At 66.2% G+C, this 15,996-nt stretch carries 14 protein-coding genes; 8 read left to right on the top strand and 6 right to left on the bottom strand.

Annotated features, from left to right (window positions below):
* The first annotated feature begins 115 nt into the window (after positions 1 to 115).
* Together ACQR10_RS26540 and ppc are read left to right on the top strand one after the other, a co-directional pair.
* Positions 116 to 1,660, top strand: a complete 1,545-nt coding sequence (locus ACQR10_RS26540) for an acyl-CoA synthetase (RefSeq protein ID WP_434912118.1) — start codon at positions 116 to 118, stop codon at positions 1,658 to 1,660.
* A gap of 117 nt (positions 1,661 to 1,777) precedes the next feature.
* The gene (gene ppc, locus ACQR10_RS26535) at positions 1,778 to 4,561 is read left to right on the top strand and encodes a phosphoenolpyruvate carboxylase (protein ID WP_434912117.1); all 2,784 of its coding nucleotides are present in this window, start codon (positions 1,778 to 1,780) and stop codon (positions 4,559 to 4,561) included.
* Between the two features lie 67 nt (positions 4,562 to 4,628).
* Here the strand turns inward: ppc and ACQR10_RS26530 are convergent, their stop codons facing one another.
* The 4 genes from ACQR10_RS26530 to ACQR10_RS26515 form a co-directional block, all read right to left on the bottom strand.
* Complete coding sequence (locus ACQR10_RS26530; RefSeq protein ID WP_315801386.1) at positions 4,629 to 5,507, bottom strand: SMP-30/gluconolactonase/LRE family protein; 879 nt, start codon at positions 5,505 to 5,507, stop codon at positions 4,629 to 4,631.
* A gap of 416 nt (positions 5,508 to 5,923) precedes the next feature.
* Positions 5,924 to 6,838, bottom strand: coding sequence for an SDR family oxidoreductase (locus tag ACQR10_RS26525; protein WP_315801296.1), 915 nt, complete (start codon positions 6,836 to 6,838; stop codon positions 5,924 to 5,926).
* A gap of 110 nt (positions 6,839 to 6,948) precedes the next feature.
* Positions 6,949 to 8,088: a thiolase C-terminal domain-containing protein gene (locus tag ACQR10_RS26520; RefSeq protein WP_316218533.1), complete on the bottom strand. Its 1,140-nt coding sequence runs from the start codon at positions 8,086 to 8,088 to the stop codon at positions 6,949 to 6,951.
* Positions 8,089 to 8,098: 10 nt separating this feature from the next.
* Positions 8,099 to 8,506 carry a Zn-ribbon domain-containing OB-fold protein gene (locus ACQR10_RS26515; RefSeq protein ID WP_316218534.1) on the bottom strand — a complete coding sequence of 136 codons (408 nt, stop codon included), beginning with the start codon at positions 8,504 to 8,506 and terminating at the stop codon, positions 8,099 to 8,101.
* Positions 8,507 to 8,698: 192 nt separating this feature from the next.
* Between ACQR10_RS26515 and ACQR10_RS26510 the strand changes: the two genes are divergently transcribed.
* From ACQR10_RS26510 to ACQR10_RS26500, 3 genes are read left to right on the top strand one after another with little or no spacing between them, the layout of a single operon-like run.
* Positions 8,699 to 9,022 carry an AtuA-related protein gene (locus tag ACQR10_RS26510; RefSeq protein WP_316218535.1) on the top strand — a complete coding sequence of 108 codons (324 nt, stop codon included), beginning with the start codon at positions 8,699 to 8,701 and terminating at the stop codon, positions 9,020 to 9,022.
* 6 nt (positions 9,023 to 9,028) lie between these two features.
* Positions 9,029 to 10,381, top strand: a complete 1,353-nt coding sequence (locus tag ACQR10_RS26505; RefSeq protein ID WP_316218536.1) for an amidase — start codon at positions 9,029 to 9,031, stop codon at positions 10,379 to 10,381.
* 10 nt (positions 10,382 to 10,391) lie between these two features.
* Entirely contained in the window at positions 10,392 to 10,643 is a 252-nt protein-coding gene (locus tag ACQR10_RS26500; protein ID WP_316218537.1) for a hypothetical protein, read from the top strand.
* On the opposite strand, the gene ACQR10_RS26495 is transcribed toward ACQR10_RS26500, so the two are convergent.
* Entirely contained in the window at positions 10,644 to 11,450 is an 807-nt protein-coding gene (locus ACQR10_RS26495) for a transglycosylase domain-containing protein (RefSeq protein WP_316218538.1), read from the bottom strand.
* 181 nt (positions 11,451 to 11,631) lie between these two features.
* Here ACQR10_RS26495 and ACQR10_RS26490 point away from each other — a divergent pair, with 181 nt between their 5' ends.
* The 3 genes from ACQR10_RS26490 to ACQR10_RS26480 all read left to right on the top strand — a co-directional run bounded on the left by ACQR10_RS26490 (position 11,632) and on the right by ACQR10_RS26480 (position 14,332).
* Complete coding sequence (locus ACQR10_RS26490; protein ID WP_316218539.1) at positions 11,632 to 12,375, top strand: 2OG-Fe(II) oxygenase; 744 nt, start codon at positions 11,632 to 11,634, stop codon at positions 12,373 to 12,375.
* Positions 12,376 to 12,380: 5 nt separating this feature from the next.
* A complete protein-coding gene (gene alkB, locus ACQR10_RS26485) occupies positions 12,381 to 13,034 on the top strand; it encodes a DNA oxidative demethylase AlkB (RefSeq protein ID WP_315801289.1) in 654 nt (217 codons plus the stop codon).
* Positions 13,035 to 13,108: 74 nt separating this feature from the next.
* A complete protein-coding gene (locus tag ACQR10_RS26480; protein WP_315801288.1) occupies positions 13,109 to 14,332 on the top strand; it encodes an MFS transporter in 1,224 nt (407 codons plus the stop codon).
* Between the two features lie 34 nt (positions 14,333 to 14,366).
* On the opposite strand, the gene ACQR10_RS26475 is transcribed toward ACQR10_RS26480, so the two are convergent.
* Positions 14,367 to 15,992, bottom strand: coding sequence for a thiamine pyrophosphate-dependent enzyme (locus ACQR10_RS26475; RefSeq protein ID WP_316218540.1), 1,626 nt, complete (start codon positions 15,990 to 15,992; stop codon positions 14,367 to 14,369).
* Between the last annotated feature and the right edge of the window lie 4 nt (positions 15,993 to 15,996).

Here is a 15,996-nt window from a genome sequence, read left to right as displayed (position 1 = left end):
GCAGCCCCGAAGGAGCTGAGCCAAACAATTTCCAGATTCCGGGTTCGATGCTGCGCATCGCCCCGGAATGACGGCGGAAACTCGAACCGACGCCAGATCGGACAAGGCAATAACAATGGAAACGTCCTCCCTGTTTTGCGGCATCATCTCCGGCGAACGCCGGCGCAGCCACGCTGACGTCGCCGACCGCGCCGCGCGGATCGCGAGCGGTCTCGCGCAGCTCGGCGTGCGCCAGGGCGACTGCGTCTGCATGCTCATGCGCAACGACATCGCCTTCATCGAGGCCGCCTACGGCGCGATGCGACTGGGCGCCTATGGTGTGCCGGTGAACTGGCACTTCAAGCCGGAGGAGATCGATTACATCCTCAAGGACTCCGCGACGCGGGTGCTGATCGGTCACGCCGATCTGCTGCATCAGCTTCGCGGCATGATTCCCTCCGGCATCACCGTGCTCAGCGTCCCGACGCCGCCGGAGATCCTGTCCAACTACAAGATCGGCGCGGATCTGCTCGCAACACCGGAGTTCGCGACCGACCTGGAAAGCTGGCTCATGCAACAGGGTCCTTACGAAGGACCGCAGGTGCCGCAGCCGCAGAACATGATCTACACCTCCGGCACGACTGGTCATCCCAAGGGCGTCCGGCGCAATGCGCCGACGGTGGAGCAGGCGGCCTCGGCCGAACGGATGCGGGCGCTGATCTATGGACTCAAGCCGGGCTCGCGCGCGCTGCTGCCCGGACCGCTGTATCATTCCGCGCCGAACGCCTTCGGCCTGCGTGCCGGACGGCTCGGTGGCGCGCTGGTGCTGATGCCGCGGTTCGAGCCGGAGGAGTTTCTCCGTATCATCCAGGCGGAGCGGATCGACACCATCTTCATGGTGCCGACCATGTTCATCCGCCTGATGAAGCTGCCCGAGGAGGTACGCAGCCGCTACGGCATGTCGTCGCTGCGTCACATCATCCACGCCGCGGCGCCGTGCCCGGCCGACGTCAAGCGCGCGATGATCGAATGGTGGGGGCCGGTCATCTACGAATTCTACGGCTCGACCGAATCGGGCGCAGTCACCTTCGCGAGCTCCGAGGACGCGCTGAAGAAGCCCGGCACCGTCGGCAAGGTCTCGCCGGGCGCCGAGTTGCGCTTCCTCGGTGAGGACGGGCGCATCCTGCCGCAGGGCGAGATCGGCGAGATCTATTCGCGCATCGCGGGCAATCCGGATTTCACCTATCACAACAAGCCGGAGAAGCGTGCCGAGATCGACCGCGACGGCTTCATCACCTCGGGTGATGTCGGCTACATGGACCTCGATGGCTATGTGTTCCTGTGCGACCGCAAGCGCGACATGGTGATCTCCGGCGGGGTCAACATCTATCCGGCCGAGATCGAGGCGGTGCTGCATGCCGTGCCGGGCGTGCACGATTGCGCTGTGTTCGGCATCCCCGACACGGAGTTCGGCGAGGCGCTGATGGCCGTTGTCGAACCGCAGCCCGGCGTCGTGCTGGATGTCGGCGCTATCAAGGCGCGGCTGAAGGCCTCGCTGGCCGACTATAAGGTGCCCAGGCACATCGAAATCCAGGATAAATTGCCGCGCGAGGATTCCGGCAAGATCTTCAAGCGGCGGCTGCGCGATCCGTATTGGGAGCGAGCCGGAAGGCAAATCTGACCGAGGGGAGGAACGATAGCTTGGAATAGGGCAGGCGACGCCTCTTTCTTGATCTTGCGCTGCAATGCGGATACGGCAGACTGACCCGTAAATGGGCAGCTGCTGGAGAGCGCATCCATGTCGCCGCAAGCCATACCAGAGGAAATCCGTCCCAACCGCGCCGCCGAGGCGCAGGCCATGGAGGAGGATGCGCGGCTTCGGGACGACATCCGGCTGCTCGGCCGCATCCTCGGCGACACCGTTCGCGACCAGGAGGGCGCCGACGTCTTCGACCTCGTCGAGCTGATACGCCAGACCTCGGTGCGCTTCCATCGCGACGAGGACCGCCAGGCGCGGCGCGAGCTGGAGCAGATCCTCGACGGCATGTCGACCGCGGAGACCGTCCGCATCGTCCGCGCCTTCAGCTATTTCTCCCATCTCGCCAACATCGCCGAGGACCAGAACAACATCCGCCGCATGCGCGCCAAGAGCGACGCCAACGGCGGCAATGGCATGCTTGCGGCGACGCTCGCTCACGCCAAGTCGGCCGGCTTCGAGGCGGCGGAGTTGCGCAGGTTCTTCTCCACCGCGCTGGTCAGCCCGGTCCTGACCGCGCACCCCACCGAGGTGCGGCGCAAGAGCACGATGGATCGCGAGATGGAGATCGCGATGCTGCTCGACCGCCGCGAGCGGATGCAATTGACGCCGGATGAGCGCGCGGCCAATGACGAGGCGCTGCGCCGCGCCGTGCTGACCTTGTGGCAGACCAACCTGCTGCGCCGGACCAAGCTGACGGTGCTCGACGAGGTCACCAACGGTCTGTCGTTCTACGACTACACCTTCCTGCGCGAGGTGCCGCGGCTGCTGTGCACGCTGGAAGATCGGCTCAACGACGGCGCGGAGGTGGCGGGCGATCTCGCCTCGTTCCTGCGGATGGGGAGCTGGATCGGCGGCGACCGCGACGGCAATCCGTTCGTGACCGCCGAGGTCATGCGCGGAACGCTCAAGCTGCAATCCAGCCTGGCGCTGCATTACTATCTGGAGGAGCTGCATCTGCTCGGCAGCGAGCTGTCCATTGCGGCGCATCTCGCCGATGTCTCCGAGGAGCTGCGCGCGCTGGCCGAGCGCTCGCCGGACACGTCGCCGCATCGTCGTGGTGAGCCGTATCGTCTCGCGGTGTCCGGCATCTATGCGCGGCTGGCGGCCACCGCGAAGAAGCTCGGCATCCAGATCAGCCGCCTGCCGGTGGCGGCGGTCGCGTCTTACGACAGCGTCAAGCAGCTGCAGGACGATCTCGACGTGCTGCATCGCTCGCTGATCGCCAACAATGCCGAGGTCATTGCGCGCGGCCGGCTGCGGATGCTCCGTCGCGCGGTCGACTGTTTCGGCTTCCATCTGGCGCGGCTCGACATCCGCCAGAATTCGGCGGTGCACGAGCGCACCGTCGCCGAGCTGATCGACACCGCGATGCCCGGCATGTCCTACATGGCGCTCAGCGAGGATGCCCGCGTCGGCCTGCTGGTCAGCGAGCTGCGCAATGCCAGGCCACTGGTCTCGCAGTTCGTGAAGTACAGCGACGAGACCGTCGGCGAGCTCGCGCTGTTCCGCGCCGCCGCCGAGTCGCACGCGACGTTCGGTGCCGATGTGATTCCCCAATGCATCATCTCGATGTGCAAGGGCATGTCGGACATGCTCGAGGTGGCATTGCTGCTCAAGGAGGTCGGCCTGATCGATCCATCGGGCCGCTGCGCCGTCAACATCGTGCCGCTGTTCGAGACCATCGAGGATTTGCAGGCCTCCAGCGGCATCATGGACCGGATGCTGGCGCTGCACGATTACCGCCGCCTGGTCGACAGCCGCGGCGCCGTGCAGGAGGTCATGCTCGGCTATTCCGACAGCAACAAGGATGGCGGCTTCGTCACCTCGGGCTGGGAGCTCTACAAGGCCGAGATCGGCCTGGTCGACATCTTCGAACGCCATGGCATCCGGCTCAGGCTGTTCCATGGCCGCGGCGGCTCGGTCGGCCGCGGCGGCGGCCCGAGCTACGATGCCATCATCGCGCAGCCCGGGGGCGCCGTGAACGGCCAGATCCGGATCACCGAGCAGGGCGAGATCATCTCCAGCAAATATTCCAATGCCGAGGTCGGCCGCAACAATCTGGAGATCCTCGCCGCGGCGACGCTCGAGGCCAGCCTGCTGCATCCGCGCCAGCCGGCGCCAAAGCGCGAATATCTCACCGCGATGGACCGGCTCTCGGAGCTCGCGTTCAAGGCCTATCGCAGCTTGGTCTACGAGACCGACGGCTTCGTCGACTATTTCTGGGCCTCGACCGTCATCAACGAGATCGCGACCTTGAACATCGGCAGCCGCCCAGCCTCGCGCAAGAAGACCCGCGCGATCGAGGATCTGCGCGCCATCCCCTGGGTGTTCTCCTGGGCGCAGTGCCGGTTGATGCTGCCGGGCTGGTACGGCTTCGGCAGCGCGGTCGAGACCTGGATCGCGGAGAATCCGGAGCAGGGCATGCCGTTCCTGCGCGAGCTCTACCGGGAATGGCCGTTCTTCCGCATGCTGTTGTCGAACATGGACATGGTGCTCGCCAAGAGCTCGATCGCGATCGCCTCGCGCTATGCGGAGCTGGTCCCCGACGAGGCCCTGCGGGAAAAGATCTTCGGCCGCATCCGCCGTGAATGGAATCTGGTGATCGAGACCTTGCTCGACATCACCGGGCAGGAGCGGCTGTTGCAGGGCAACCCGCTGCTGGAGCGCTCGGTGCGCAACCGCTTTCCCTATCTCGATCCGCTCAACCACGTGCAGGTCGAGCTCTTGAAGGCGCACCGCGCCCAGAACCCGGACGAGCAGGTGCTGCGCGGGATTCAGCTGACTATCAACGGCATCTCGGCGGGGCTGAGGAATACGGGCTGACGCGACGAACGCGGACTGGCGAGGACAATGAGCTCCTCGCCAGCCCGACACATCAGCTGTCTGCGGATCAGGGCTTCAGAGCGCCTTGTGCACTCGTATACACCGCATAGAGCGATGTTGAGCCGCAGATGTAGAGTCGATTGCGCTGCTGGCCGCCGAAGCAAAGGTTGGCGACCGTTTCAGGTATATGAATCTTGCCCAGCAATGTTCCGTCCGGGGCATAGCAGCGCACGCCGTCCTCGTTCGGATCACCCCAACCCACGGAGCACCAGACCCGTCCGTCGCGGTCGCATCGGACACCGTCGGAGATGCTTGGCTTCGGCATTTCGGCGAACACCTTGCTGTTGGCCAGCTTGCCGGCCGCGTGATCGACGTCGAATACGCGGATGTGTGCGGGATTGTCCGGCCCGTCGGTGAAGCCGGTGTCGATGATGTAGAGTTTCTTCTCGTCGGGCGAGAAGGCCAGCCCGTTGGGTTCGACGAAGTCGTCGACCACAACCTTCACCTCTCCCGATTTCGGATCGACCCGATAGACATTGTGCTTGTCCTGCTCGGGCTGCGCCTTGAGGCCCTCATAGAAACCACCGATGCCGTAGACCGGATCGGTGAACCATATTGCGCCGTCGGCCGCGACCACCGCATCGTTGGGCGAGTTCAAGCGCTTGCCATTGTAGCTGTCGGCGATGATCGTGATCGAGCCGTCAAGCTCGGTGCGGGTGACCCGTCGGCCGCTGTGCTCGCAGGTGATCAGCCGTCCTTCCCGATCGATGGTGTTGCCGTTCGAATTCATCGACGGTTGTCGATAGACGCTGAGATGACCATCGTCCTCGGAGAAGCGCATGATGCGATTGTTCGGGATGTCGCTGAACAGCACATAGCGGCCAGCAGCAAAATAGACCGGGCCTTCGGCCCAGCGCATTCCGGTGGCGACGCGCTCGACGGCCATAGTGCCTGCGAAGGCCGGAAATTCCGCCGGCCCGAATGACAGCTTGGGCTTCTTCGCCGACTCCAGATGAGAGTCCGGATAGCGGCTGCCCGGCAAGGGACCGAGCGGCAGCGGGTCCGTCGAGATTGTCGGCGCCCCCGTCTGGCCCGGCGGCGTGACGGTTGCGGCCGACGCAGTCGTGACTGTTGAAGCAGCGGCGAAAGCCGCGGCTCCTTTCAGCAGTCTGCGCCGGTTGAAGCCGTGAGCTGCGACCGACAAGTCCGGTGCGCCGTCGTGTCGTGAATTCGTCATCTGTGTCCTCCCGACTTTTTGTTGGGAGGCGACCATACGACGAAATCATGGCGGCGCGCGGGTCGTTTGGATAAAAAACAACTTGAGATGGTGTGCGCCGCAAGCGGAATTTCGGCGCTGCAATCTCAGATCGGGTCCCAGCCGAACACGTCGGCGGAACGATCGAGCTTGTAGAACGACGGCTTCAGCGCCGGCATGCCATGCTCCGCAATGGTCTGCGGCGTCCAGCCCTCGCCGCGGTGCACCGAGCGCAGCGGGCGCGACTGGCTCATCAGGAAGATCTCGTTCATGCGAACGGCGAAGATCTGGCCGGTGACGTCCTTCGAGGCATCGCCGAGCAGATAGGCGACGACGGGCGCGATCTTCTCGGGCCCCATCCGCTTCATGCGCTCGACGCGCTCCTTCTCGGCCTCGGTCTCCGCCGGGATGGTGCCGATCATGCGGCTCCAGGCGAACGGCGAGACGCAATTGGAGCGCACGTTGAAGCGGCCCATGTCGAGCGCGATCGACTTCGACAGGCCGACGATGCCGAGCTTCGCCGCGGCGTAGTTGGCCTGGCCATAATTGCCGATCAGCCCCGAGGTCGAGGTGAAGTGGACGAAGGAGCCGCTCTCCTGCTCGCGGAACAGCCGCGCGGCGGAGTGCGCGACGTAGAACGAGCCCATCAGGTGGACCTTGATGACGGCTTCGAACGCCTCGATGCTCATCTTGTGGAAGATCATGTCGCGCAGGATGCCGGCATTGTTGACCACGCCGTCGAGCTTGCCGAAGTGGTCGGTCGCGGCCTTCACGATCTTGCTGGCCGGGATCGCTTCGGACACGCTCTCGAAATTCGCCACCGCCGTGCCGCCGCGCTTCCTGATCTCCTCGACCACTTCCTCCGCCGGCGCGGCGCTGGTGCCCGAGCCATCGGAGGCGACGCCGGGATCGTTGACGACGACCTTGGCGCCTTCGGCGGCGCACAGCAGCGCGATCTCGCGGCCGATGCCGCGGCCGGCGCCGGTGACGATGACGACTTTGTCCTGGAGCGATTTGGTCATGAGTCTTCTCCTGTTTTGCTCCGTCATTCCGGGATGGTGCGAAGCACCAGACCCGGAATCTCGAGATTCCGGGTCCGCACGTGCCGCGCGCCCCGGAATGACGGAGGCTGCTATCTCTCGTTCGTGAAGATGATCGTTCCCGATGCGGCGAACATGCCGCCGACGCCGTGACACACCGAGATCTTGGCTCCCGGCACCTGCGCCGGCGCGATGCCCCGCATCTGGCGCACGCTCTCCTGCAGCGCATACATGCCGTACATGCCCGAATGCATGTAGGACAGGCCGCCGCCATTGGTGTTGAGCGGCAGCTTGCCGCCTGGCCGCGTGTGTCCGGAGGCGATGAACGGCCCGGTCTCCTCATGCGGCATGAAGCCGAGATCGCCGAGACCGAACAGCGGCAGATGCGCGAACGCGTCGTAGATCATGAGATGATCGACGTCGGCATGGCCGATGCCGGCCTCCTTGAAGGCGAGGGGGCCCGCGACCTTGAAGGCACGCGACGAATTGAACGTCTCCATCTGGCTGACCATCGGCGTCTCCACGCTTTCGCCGGTGCCGAGAATATAGACTGGCTTCTGCGGAAAATCCTTGGCTCGATCGGCCGAGGTCAGGATCAGCGCGCCGCCGCCATCGGTGACGAGGCAGCACTGCAGCAGGCGGAACGGGTAGGCGATCATGCGCGAGTTCAGGACGTCGTCGACGATGATCGGGTCCTTCATCATCGCGCGCGGATTCTTTGCCGCCCATTCGCGCTGTACGACCGCAACCATCGCCAACTGCTCATGGGTGATGCCGTAGGTCTTCATATAGCGCAGCACGGGGATCGGGAACATGCTGGGCGGCCCGTAGACGCCGAACGGCGCCTCGAACTGGCCCTGCAGGCTGTCCGGCGGGATCGAGCGCGGCAGCTTGCCGATCATCGATTTGCCGCTCTCGGCATGGGTGATCAGCACGGTCTTGCACAGGCCGGCTTCGATCGCAGCCGCGGCGTGGCGGACATGCAGCATGAAGGAGCAGCCGCCGACCGAGGTGCCATCGACCCAGGTCGGTGTGATGCCGAGGTAATGGCAGATCTGCTGCGGCGTCTCGACGGCGGTGGCGAAGCCGTCGATGTCCGACAGCTTCAGCCCGGCATCGGCGATCGCATTCAGTGCCGCGTCCGCATGCAGCTGGATCTGCGACATCGTCGGGATAACACCGAGCTCGGTGGTCTCGGCCGCGCCGACCACGGCAACCTGGTTTCGACGCATGGCGTTATCCTTACGCCGGCCGGAACAGGGGCAGGGTGATCTGCTCGTCCAATGTCTCGAATGTGACTTCGAGGGCCATGTCGAGCTCCAACGCCTCCGGCGTCTGCGGGCAGCCCGTGATGTTGCTCATCATGCGCGGGCCCTCTTCGAGCGCCACGACGGCAATGGCGTAAGGCGGCGTGAAGCCGGGCGCAGGGGGACGATGGTTGATGACGTAGCTGTAGAGCGTGCCTTTGCCCGTGGCCTTGAAGACGCTGACCTTGCGGCTGGCGCAGGCCGGACAGAACGGGCGCGGCGGGAAGTAGACGTGGGCGCAGGCGTCGCAGCGCTGCAGCCGCAACTCACCGGCCCGGGTGCCGTCCCAGAAATGCTGCGTCTCCGGCGTCGGTTTGGGACGTGCACGCATCGGCTCGGCCATCCGGGTTGATCCTCCCTGCGGCGGGCTCCGTCGCCCGCTCCTTTGCATCCGTGATGCGCCATTTGACCGAGAGGCGTCAACGGTCCATCACGCCGCGCATGCGGCCCTCCGGGAGGCGCAGAGGTGTTTGGGAGGGCAATTGCCGCCTGATGAAAATTGGTCTTTGATGCGTGGAGTATGATCGGAGACGAGATGAAGCTGCGTGACATCGCCCATTCCAGGACCGGCGACAAGGGTGACACCTCGAACATCTCGGTCATCGCCTACGACCCCAGGGACTACCCGCTGCTGCTCGCACAAGTCACGGCGGAGCGGGTGAAGGCGCACTTCGCCGGCATTGTCCAGGGCGAGGTGGTCCGCTATGAGCTGCCCAACATTGCGGCGCTGAACTTCGTGATGAGCCGGGCGCTCGGCGGCGGGGTCACCCGTTCGCTCGCGCTGGATGCGCACGGCAAGTCGCTGAGTTCCGCGCTGCTCGATCTGGACATCGCGGCCGATGCCGCAGACATGCGATAGGATGCCATGACCGTTTCAATTCCGACCCTGGCCGCGCTGGCCGACGATCTCGCCGCCGGCCGCACGTCGTCACGTAAGCTCGTGGAGGAATGTCTGGCCCGGATCGCCGATCCCGCCGGCGAAGGCCAGCGCGCCTTCATCCATGTCGACAAGGAGGCGGCGCTCGCTGCCGCTGATGGCATGGACGCGCTGCGCAAGGCCAGTGCCGGGCCGTCGCCCTTCGCCGGCATTCCGGTGTCGATCAAGGATCTGTTCGACATCAAGGGCCAGGTCACCCGCGCCGGCTCGCGGGCGCTGGAGGATTCCGCGCCGGCCGAGGCCGATGCGCCGGCGGTGGCGCGGCTGCGCCGGGCCGGCTTCGTCGTGATCGGCCGCACCAACATGACCGAGTTCGCCTATTCCGGCATCGGCATCAACCCGCATTACGGCACGCCGAAGAGCGCCTGGAAGCGCGACGTTGGCTACGTGCCCGGCGGCTCGTCGTCGGGCGCCGCGGTCTCCATCGTCGATCGCATGGCCTATGGTGCGCTCGGCACCGACACCGGCGGCTCCTGCCGCATCCCGGCGGCGTTCAACGGCATCGTCGGCTACAAGCCGACGCAGGCCCGCGTGCCACTCGACGGCGGCGTGCCGCTGTCGACCACGCTCGACAGCTTCGGCCCGCTCGCCAACACCGTGGCGTGCTGCGCCGTGCTCGATTCCGTGCTGGCCGACGAGCCGATCCGGCCGCTGGCATCACGCCCGGTGAAGGGCCTGCGGCTCGCCGTGCCCACCACCATCGTGCTGGACGAGCTCGATGCCGAGGTGGCCGCTACGTTCGAACGCGCGCTGGAGAGCCTGGCGAAGCAGGGCGCGCTGATCGCGCGCATCGAATTCCCGGAGTTCCTCGACGTCGGCATCATCGGCGCAAAGGGCGGCTTCGCCGCCGCCGAGAGCTATGCCTGGCACCGCTTCCTGCTGGCGGCAAAGGGCGACGTCTACGATCCGCGCGTCTCGGTGCGCATCATGCGCGGCGAGGCGATCACCGTGCCCGACTACATCGAGATGCTCAACGCCCGCCGCTCGCTGGTGACGCGCGCCGCCGCGCGGATCGCGCCCTACGACGCGCTGGTGATGCCGACCACCGCCAACGCGCCGCCGAAAATCGCCGATCTCGCCGACGACCAGGCCTTCGCCCGCGAGAACGTCCGTGCGCTGCGCAACTGCACCTTCATCAACATGATCGACGGCTGCGCCATCTCGCTCCCGGCGCACCGCCATGGCGAAGTGCCCGTCGGCCTGATGCTGGCGCAGTCCGGCGGCCACGACCGCAAGCTGCTGGAGATCGCGGCGGGGATCGAGGGCGCGGTGCGGGGCTGAGGAGGGCGCGGTGTCGGATGACATCCGGGTCGGGGACCGCGTGAGGCTGCTCGGCCTGCCCGACTGGCTGCTGCATGATCTGCCCGCGAGCGAGCAGGCGGAGATGCGCGGCTTCCTCGGCCAATCATGCGCGGTGAGTGAGATCGACGCGCATGGCTATTACTGGCTCGGCTTCGGTATGACTGTCGACGACGCCGATGGCTCGCGCTGCACCGGCCACAGCTTCTGCGTTCCGCGCGACTGCATCGAACGCGAGCCGTGATCAGGGATTGCGTGGCGGGCCGCCGCTGGTGGGAGGCTGGACGGCTTTCGCCGCTGCCGCCTGCGCCTGGTCGATCAGGCCGGCCGCCAGCATCGTGTCGATGACGCGATCGCGGCGCTCCTGGTCGTATCGCGTAGGCCTCGGAATTCGCAGCCGGGTGATGAGCCAGGCGATCTCGCCGATGTCGAGGCTGGCGATGGATCTGCCGAAATACGCCGTGGCGGCGTCTGCAGCACCAAAGGCGCCGCGGCCGAAATAGGCATTGTTGAGATAGGCCTCGAGGATGCGGTCGCGCGTGAACGTGCGCTCGATACGGCCCATGAAGACCTGTGTGCCGAGCTGCCATTCCAGGCTCGGTCCCTTGCAGCAGTCCGGAACCAGCGTCCAGAGACAATCGCGGCTGACCGCGTGGATGATGCTCGAATTGCCCGGCTGACGACCGGCCACGATCTCGGATGCGAGCCGTGCCAGCGGGCCGATCGACCGTCGTTCGTAGAAGTCGCGATCCTGGGAGGCGACGACGGCGTTCCGGACCAGGTGCGGAATCTCTGAGAGCGGCACATAGGAGCTTCCCGGTTTCGTCGTACAGAGCGGGCCTGTGGTAGGGAGAGCCGCAAGCTGGCTCTCGGTGGGCAGGCCGAGGCCATATTCGAAGTACCAGATCACATAGCCTTCGGCGTAGAGCAGCAGCATGACGGCGAGCGAGAGCACGGCCAGGATCGTTTTGCCGAACAGGATGAAGACGCATTGGGTGCGGGAACGTGGCATCGTCGGAAGATTGGTTCCTTGGGATGCGTCCTGGTTCATCAGGTCTTTCCTGCGTGATATCGCCAAAATGTCCAGGAAACGGGTGGGCGCTGCGCCCCTTCTGTCGCATCCTCGTCATTCCGGGATCCGCGCCCTTGCGCGCAGGCCCGGAATCCATAACCACGATCGTGAGTATGGATTCCGGGCGCGTCGCCCCGGAATGACAACTGGGATGAATTGCATGGCCAGACTCACGCACGCAGTGCCCGACCTCGCTTCTCCCGCCGCGACCGGGATCGATGCGATCGATTGGCCAGTGGTCGAACGTGATCTCGATGCCAGCGGCTGCGCTGTGTTGCCGCAGCTGGTGTCGCCCGATGAATGCCGCGCGCTGGCGGCGCTTTATCCGGATGACGCGCATTTCCGCAGCCGCGTGGTGATGGCGCGGCACGGGTTCGGGCGCGGCGAGTACAAATATTTCAGCTATCCGCTGCCGGAGCCGGTCGCGAAGCTGCGGCCGCAGCTCTATGTCGGCCTGGTTCCGGTCGCCAATCGCTGGAATGCGACCATGGGCATCGACGTGCAATATTCCGACGATCACACCGCGTTTCTCGCCCGCTGCCATGCTGCCGGTCAGACGAGGCCGACGCCGCTGCTGTTGCAATATGTCGAAGGCGACTACAACTGCCTGCACCAGGATCTCTATGGCGAGCATGTGTTTCCGCTGCAGGTTGCGATTCTCCTATCCGAGCCGGGGCGTGATTTCGACGGCGGCGAGTTCGTGCTGACCGAGCAGCGGCCGCGGATGCAGTCGCGCGCCGAGGTGGTGCCGTTGCGCCAGGGCGATGCCGTGGTGTTCGCTGTCCACCAGCGTCCGGTGCAGGGCACGCGCGGCAGCTACCGGGTCACCATGCGCCATGGCGTCAGCCGGCTGCGCTCAGGCCGGCGGCATACGCTCGGCGTGATCTTTCACGATGCGAAGTGAGGCGGATGACGGCTGATCTGTTCGATGGCCTGGAGGCGGCTGGACCGGCGCGCGAGCCGCTCGCGCCCGGGGCAATGCTGCTGCGCGGCTTCGCGCGGCCACAGGAGACCGAGCTGATCTCTGCCATCGAGGCGATCACGGCGCAGGCGCCGTTCCGCCGCATGGTGACGCCGGGTGGCCATCAGATGTCGGTGGCGATGACCAATTGCGGCCCGGTCGGCTGGGTGACGGACCGCAGCGGCTACCGCTACGATGCCCGCGATCCGGACAGTGGCCAGCCCTGGCCGGCGATGCCGCCGCTGTTTCGGCAGCTTGCCGAGCAGGCCGCAACCGACGCCGGCTTTGCCGCCTTCGCGCCCGATGCCTGCCTGATCAACCGCTACGAGCCGGGCGCGAGGATGTCGCTGCACCAGGATCGCGACGAGCAGGATCTGGGGGCGCCGATCGTCTCGGTATCATTCGGGCTGCCGGCGACGTTCCTGTTCGGGGGTCTGAAACGCACCGACAAGACGCAGCGCCATCGGCTGGTCCATGGCGACGTCGTCGTGTGGGGCGGTCCGGCGCGGCTCGCCTTTCACGGGGTCGCGCCGCTCGCCGATGGCGAGCATGCACAACTCGGCCGCCAGCGCGTCAACCTGACGTTTCGCCGCGCGCGCTAGTCCTGGCCGCTCTGTGACCTTCCTCATTTTGCAATGGGCATCCCTGGCTCTATGCTGCGCCACGGAGAGGGGCGATGAGCACTGTCGAACTTTCGGACGAGCGCGCGTCGGGGGCGACGCGCCTCGGACTTCATCTGGCGCTGCTGCAACTGGTCTTCAGCCTGCTGTGGACCACCTATGTGATCTATCTGCCCAAGCTCGCGGCGCAGGCCGGCATCGCCCCTTCGGCCGTCGTTCTGATCCTGATGCTGGACCAGGCGATCTTCACGCTCTCGGATACGGCCATGGGAATCGCCGCGGACCGGTTCGGGAGGATCGCCGCGCGATTCGGCCTCTTCATCGGCCTGGTGACGGCGGTCTCCTGCTGCGCGTTCGTCGCGCTGCCATTCGTCGCGGCGTCGGCCGGTCCGACCGCCTTCGTCGGACTGATCGTGGTGTGGGCGCTGACCTCCTCCGTGCTGCGGGCGCCACCCTTGACCCTGCTCGGGCGCCATGCGGCGCGGCCGACCATCCCATTCCTGATGGCGCTGGTCATGCTCGGCTATGGCGTGGCCGGCGCGGTGTCGCCGTATCTCGGCGTGGTCCTGCGCGACTATGATCCGCGGCTGCCCTTCATCGTCTCCTCGGCCGTGCTGCTGCTGACGGCGCTCGGCCTGTCGCGAATCGCGCAGGATGGCGGATCGGCGGCCAAACAGGTCACACTGAAGGTCGAGCCCAAGCCGTTGCGGGGATTGCCGCTGCTGTTCATCGGCGCCATGGTGATCCTCGCGCTCGGCTACCAGCTGCATTTCAGCATCAACAGCTCGGCCTTCTTTCTGCGCTTCGCCAGGCCGGAGGACCTTTCATGGCTGATGCCGGTGTTCTGGATCGGCTTCAACCTCGTGCTGTTCCCGGCCAGCGTGGTGGTCAAGCATCGCGGCGGGCTCATGGTGATGGGAATCGCCGGTCTGCTTGGTGCGCTTGCGATCGTGCTTGCCGAGCTCGCGGGTGCGCTGACGGTGCTGATCGTGGCGCAGTTCATCGCCGGTGCCGCCTGGGGCTGCATGATGATGAGCGCGATGTCCGCGGCGCTGGCGATCGGGACGACGGGCGCCGAGGGCAAGGTGACCGGGCTCGTGTTCTCGGCGCTGGCGCTGGCGACCTTCGCGCGGATCGCCGCCGTCGCCGGCGGCCTGCAGAAGCTGCCCGACTACGCGCCCCTGGTGCAATGGGCACCGGTCGCCTGCTGGTTCGTGGCCGGCGCCGGCCTGCTGGTGATGGCCGCGGCAGCGTTGCAGGGACGGCAGGCATCTGCCTGACCCTGCAACCGCCCGGTCGTCCACCGCGATCGGCCTATGGTTTTGCCGGATGAATGAAAGCCCAGGGCGAGACCTCGGAATCCCGGGGCACTTCGACGTCGATCAAATAGGGCCCGCCATGCGCGAGCGCCTTCTGCAGCGCTGATTTGAACTGATCCGGCGCCGTGACGCGGCTCGCGGCCACGCCGAAGGACTCCGCGAGCTTGACGAAATCCGGGTTGACGAGGTCGGAGGCCACGACGCGGCCGTCGAAGCGCTCGCGCTGGTCGCGCCGGACATTGCCATACGAGTTGTTGTTGAACACCAGCGTGACCACGCCGATATTGTACTGCACGGCCGTCGCCAGCTCCTGCACCGCGAACATGAAGCCGCCGTCGCCTGTGATCGCCACCACCGGTCTGTCGGGATGCGCGACCTTGGCGCCGAGCGCGGTCGGGAAGCCCGCGCCGAGCGTGCCCTGATAGCCCGAGGTGATGAAGGTGCGCGGCTCGTACACCGGAAAGCCGTACCAGGAGGCGAAACCGACCTGCGATAATTCGTCGGTGACGATGGCGTCCGGCGGCAGCACCTCGCGCAGCACGTTCAGATAGGCCATCTGCGGCTGCACCTTCTGGATCTCCTGCAAGGTGGCGGCGCTGGCCTCGCGAATGGTTGCGCGGCGGCCGGAGGTCTTGCGGTAGCCCGCCTTGCCGACGGCCGCCGAGAGCGCGGCCGTCCCGGCCTTGGCATCGGCGACGATGCCGGCATCGACGACCAGGCGCCGCATTTCGACGGGGTCGATGTCGATGCGGATCGACTTCAAACCATCGGGCTTGAACGGCCAGCGGAACGTGGTCGGCAGCTCCATGCGGGTGCCGATTCCGATCATCAGGTCGGTGGTCGGCCAGAGCTTGTAGGCGGCGGCCATGGTGAGCCCGAGCTCATGCGCGTTGGAGACGATGCCGCGTCCGGACCGGAACGCCACGACCGGCGCGTCGATCATCTCGGCCAGCTCGAGGATCTCCTCGCGGGCCTCGATCGCGCCGGCGCCGACGAAGATCATCGGCGTTTTCGCAGAGGTAATCAGTCCGGCGGCCTTGGCGATGCGGTCGGGATCGGGCTGCGGCGGCGCGAACTGCGGCAGCGGCTTGGCAGCCGCTGTCTCGGCCTTCTGCGTGAACACGTCCCACGGCATCTCGAGGGCCGTGGGACCGCGTCGCCCCGACAGCATTTCCTGGAACGCGCGCGCGACCAGCGTCGGCGCGCTATCAGGATATTCGATCCGCTCCGCCCATTTGACGAAGGTGCGCAAGGTGGCGAGCTGGTCGGGCATCTCGTGCAGATGGCCGCGGCCACGGCCGAGATAATCCGTCGGCACCTGGCCCGTGAGACACAGCACCGGCTCGTTGCAGCCGAAGGCGGTGAGCAACGCCGCGCCGGCGTTGAGCACGCCGGGTCCGGGAACGACGCTGAATACGCCGGGCCTGCCGCTGGCGCGGGCATAGCCGAACGCCATGTAGCCGCAGGCCTGTTCGTGGCGGGCGCCGACGACCTTGAGCTGCGCCTGGTGGAAGGCGTCGAACAGGCCGTAGACCTGCGCCCCAGGAAGGCCGAACACGGTGTCGACGCCGTGGGCGACGAGCCCGCTGACGATGGCTTCGCCGCCGGTCATGGTGGTCATGCTG

Origin of the sequence: Bradyrhizobium sp. HKCCYLRH2060 (assembly GCF_051168135.1) — a bacterium.
Lineage (GTDB): Bacteria > Pseudomonadota > Alphaproteobacteria > Rhizobiales > Xanthobacteraceae > Bradyrhizobium.
This window is presented reverse-complemented; position numbering and strand designations above follow the sequence as displayed.

Coding starts and splice junctions, on each gene's coding strand:
- ACQR10_RS26540 (WP_434912118.1), top strand. CDS start 116: ATGGAAACGTCCTCCCTGTTTTGCGGCATCATCTCCGGCGAACGCCGG.
- ppc (WP_434912117.1), top strand. CDS start 1,778: ATGTCGCCGCAAGCCATACCAGAGGAAATCCGTCCCAACCGCGCCGCC.
- ACQR10_RS26530 (WP_315801386.1), bottom strand. CDS start 5,507: ATGGCCGTCGAGCGCGTCGCCACCGGAATGCGCTGGGCCGAAGGCCCG.
- ACQR10_RS26525 (WP_315801296.1), bottom strand. CDS start 6,838: ATGACCAAATCGCTCCAGGACAAAGTCGTCATCGTCACCGGCGCCGGC.
- ACQR10_RS26520 (WP_316218533.1), bottom strand. CDS start 8,088: ATGCGTCGAAACCAGGTTGCCGTGGTCGGCGCGGCCGAGACCACCGAG.
- ACQR10_RS26515 (WP_316218534.1), bottom strand. CDS start 8,506: ATGGCCGAGCCGATGCGTGCACGTCCCAAACCGACGCCGGAGACGCAG.
- ACQR10_RS26510 (WP_316218535.1), top strand. CDS start 8,699: ATGAAGCTGCGTGACATCGCCCATTCCAGGACCGGCGACAAGGGTGAC.
- ACQR10_RS26505 (WP_316218536.1), top strand. CDS start 9,029: ATGACCGTTTCAATTCCGACCCTGGCCGCGCTGGCCGACGATCTCGCC.
- ACQR10_RS26495 (WP_316218538.1), bottom strand. CDS start 11,450: ATGAACCAGGACGCATCCCAAGGAACCAATCTTCCGACGATGCCACGT.
- ACQR10_RS26490 (WP_316218539.1), top strand. CDS start 11,632: ATGGCCAGACTCACGCACGCAGTGCCCGACCTCGCTTCTCCCGCCGCG.
- alkB (WP_315801289.1), top strand. CDS start 12,381: ATGACGGCTGATCTGTTCGATGGCCTGGAGGCGGCTGGACCGGCGCGC.
- ACQR10_RS26480 (WP_315801288.1), top strand. CDS start 13,109: ATGAGCACTGTCGAACTTTCGGACGAGCGCGCGTCGGGGGCGACGCGC.
- ACQR10_RS26475 (WP_316218540.1), bottom strand. CDS start 15,992: ATGACCACCATGACCGGCGGCGAAGCCATCGTCAGCGGGCTCGTCGCC.